This window comes from Microcystis sp. M53603_WE2, from assembly GCF_030065435.1.
Window position 1 is genome coordinate 1 of record NZ_JASJFF010000315.1, and the last position, 2,083, is coordinate 2,083.

The window sequence follows — 2,083 nt, forward strand, 5'->3', positions numbered from 1 at the left end:
GAACCCTTATATAGAAAGGCATTTAGCGATTTTTGTCAATTATTTCTTATCTAGAGCGAACTAATCAATTAAGTCTCTTGCCAGATAAGGATTTAGTCGATTTATGCCCCCCTATCGAACCATACCAAGTAACGAAGAACCTTGATTTTCTCTTAATTACTTTTGATCGGGAAAAATTAGTTCATGATTACTAATAAAGTAACCATGAACGGAAAAACAAGCTATTCCGCTTCTCCACCTTGGATTTTGAGGAGGAGAAAACCCCAAGCTAATCCGACGAGGACGAGAACGATCGCCACGATCGGCCCATTAAATAACATACTTTCTGCGGTCATGGTGATTGCTCCTGAGCCTACAATAATCGATCATATAGATAAGTGGTATTTTAACCTACGAAGGCGATCGACTGCTGCCGGACTAGGGCAAAATTGAGGGGGAAAATCGGCCAATAACTTTGAGAATTTTCCTAGTATATACGTTCTAGCAATCCTGCCCCTCTCCTCAAGGAAGGATGCTCACCCCCATGCTAGATATTTTTAATACTATCTTTATATTTGCTGTCGCCACTTTATGATAATGTCTTATCTGCTTAATTTTCCACTTATACTAGAAAAATTAAGTATTGATAACTATTGGTGATGACTGGTAAAAAATCATTTATGCTCAAGATCAAGTTAATACTATTTTTAGGTTTGTTGCTGCTGAGTTGTCAATCGACTAATCTCAATGGTAATAATAGTTCAATGGCTCAGATTACGACTGAGAATCAAGGGCAAATATTACCGATCACGGCCAAAGCAGATATTAATGGTGAGATGATTGAGTTAGAAGTGGCTCAAACCCAGGAACAACAGGCCAAGGGTTTAATGTATCGCTCGTCTTTGGAGAAAAATCGCGGTATGCTATTTCCCTTTGCACAACCTCTGATGGCCCGGTTTTGGATGAAAAATGTCTCGATTCCTCTAGACATGATTTTTCTAAAAGATGGTATAGTAAAAGCAGTTTTGCTGAATGTCCCCCCTTGTGCTGTCGATCCTTGTCCTGTCTATGGGCCAAACACCATGGTTAATCAAGTGATCGAACTAGCCGGGGGCCGAGCCAAAGAATTAGGAGTGAAAGAAGGAGATAAAATTAAGATTGAGTCTATCTCAAGACCTTGATTTTTGAAAATGGTGTTAACTTTCTTATAGAAGGTGTCCCTTGTCTGGAAATATAAGTATGGCTTTTAGAAGCTATTACGCATTTATACTGTTTAAGATATAACCATATCGATTAAGATTTTTATAGTCTATCAAGTCATAGATTGAATAATCTTTACCCTTGATATAGATAGATTAAACAGAGACAAAATTCTGCTCGATCTAACGGGACTATCTTAAGAGAGCCAGCGATTTTTAGGAAAGCGCTCTCTATCATCGGGATAGCTTAGATACAGAAAAAACGGTCGCAAGACTAACTGTCCTTGAAACCGCTCAGGTAGTGTTTTGTTAAAATCACGAGATATACTATAACTATTGAGGAAAAAAATCCCCCTATGTCCACGATTGCCTATTCCCAATTCCGACGATTTCTACAAGAGGAATTGTCCCTTCCCCAAGAATCGATCGCTATGGCCGAGCGCTCGATCCAATCTGATAAAATTCATTTACCGATGATTCTCTGGCAGTACGGTTTAGTGACCTTGGAACAATTAGACAAAATTTATGATTTTCTCGAAGAGGTAGTCTAATCTTACAATTGCTCACTATTGACAAGGAGAATAATTGCCATGGCTGCTCATAGTTTCTGGCACAGTTTGAAAATTCCGATCCCAAAAACTACCAATCATCACTTGAGAAGTGGGTTATTTAAACCCACTTTTTTAATAACTATACAATTGAGAATTATCGATTAACTGCTCAGTCCATGAAACCCCATGACCAATTTGCCAAAAATTACCTTGAACGCAACATCTCAAAAACCGCTGAGAGGTAAGATGAAAGCCACGACAGCATCTCTGGCCTCTCAGCCTATCGCCTGTGGCTGTTAGGTAGTGTCTAGCTAGTGACCAACTTCCAGGCTGAGACTGTTCTGGGGAGCCGCC

4 protein-coding genes are annotated in these 2,083 nt (G+C 39.5%); 3 read left to right on the forward strand and 1 reads right to left on the reverse strand.

Annotated elements, in window-relative coordinates:
* Positions 1-32 precede the first annotated feature (32 nt).
* Positions 33-194, forward strand: a complete 162-nt coding sequence (locus tag PX481_RS06865; RefSeq protein ID WP_502846657.1) for a hypothetical protein — start codon at positions 33-35, stop codon at positions 192-194.
* 27 nt (positions 195-221) lie between these two features.
* Here PX481_RS06865 and petM read toward each other — a convergent pair whose 3' ends face one another.
* On the reverse strand, positions 222-335 hold the full coding sequence (petM, locus tag PX481_RS06870) for a cytochrome b6-f complex subunit PetM (protein WP_002731506.1): 114 nt from the start codon (positions 333-335) through the stop codon (positions 222-224).
* A gap of 303 nt (positions 336-638) precedes the next feature.
* Here petM and PX481_RS06875 point away from each other — a divergent pair, with 303 nt between their 5' ends.
* Together PX481_RS06875 and PX481_RS06880 are read left to right on the forward strand one after the other, a co-directional pair.
* Complete coding sequence (locus PX481_RS06875) at positions 639-1,160, forward strand: DUF192 domain-containing protein (RefSeq protein ID WP_081417822.1); 522 nt, start codon at positions 639-641, stop codon at positions 1,158-1,160.
* Positions 1,161-1,534: 374 nt separating this feature from the next.
* On the forward strand, positions 1,535-1,729 hold the full coding sequence (locus PX481_RS06880) for a DUF2949 domain-containing protein (protein ID WP_002757016.1): 195 nt from the start codon (positions 1,535-1,537) through the stop codon (positions 1,727-1,729).
* The last annotated feature ends 354 nt before the right edge of the window (positions 1,730-2,083 follow it).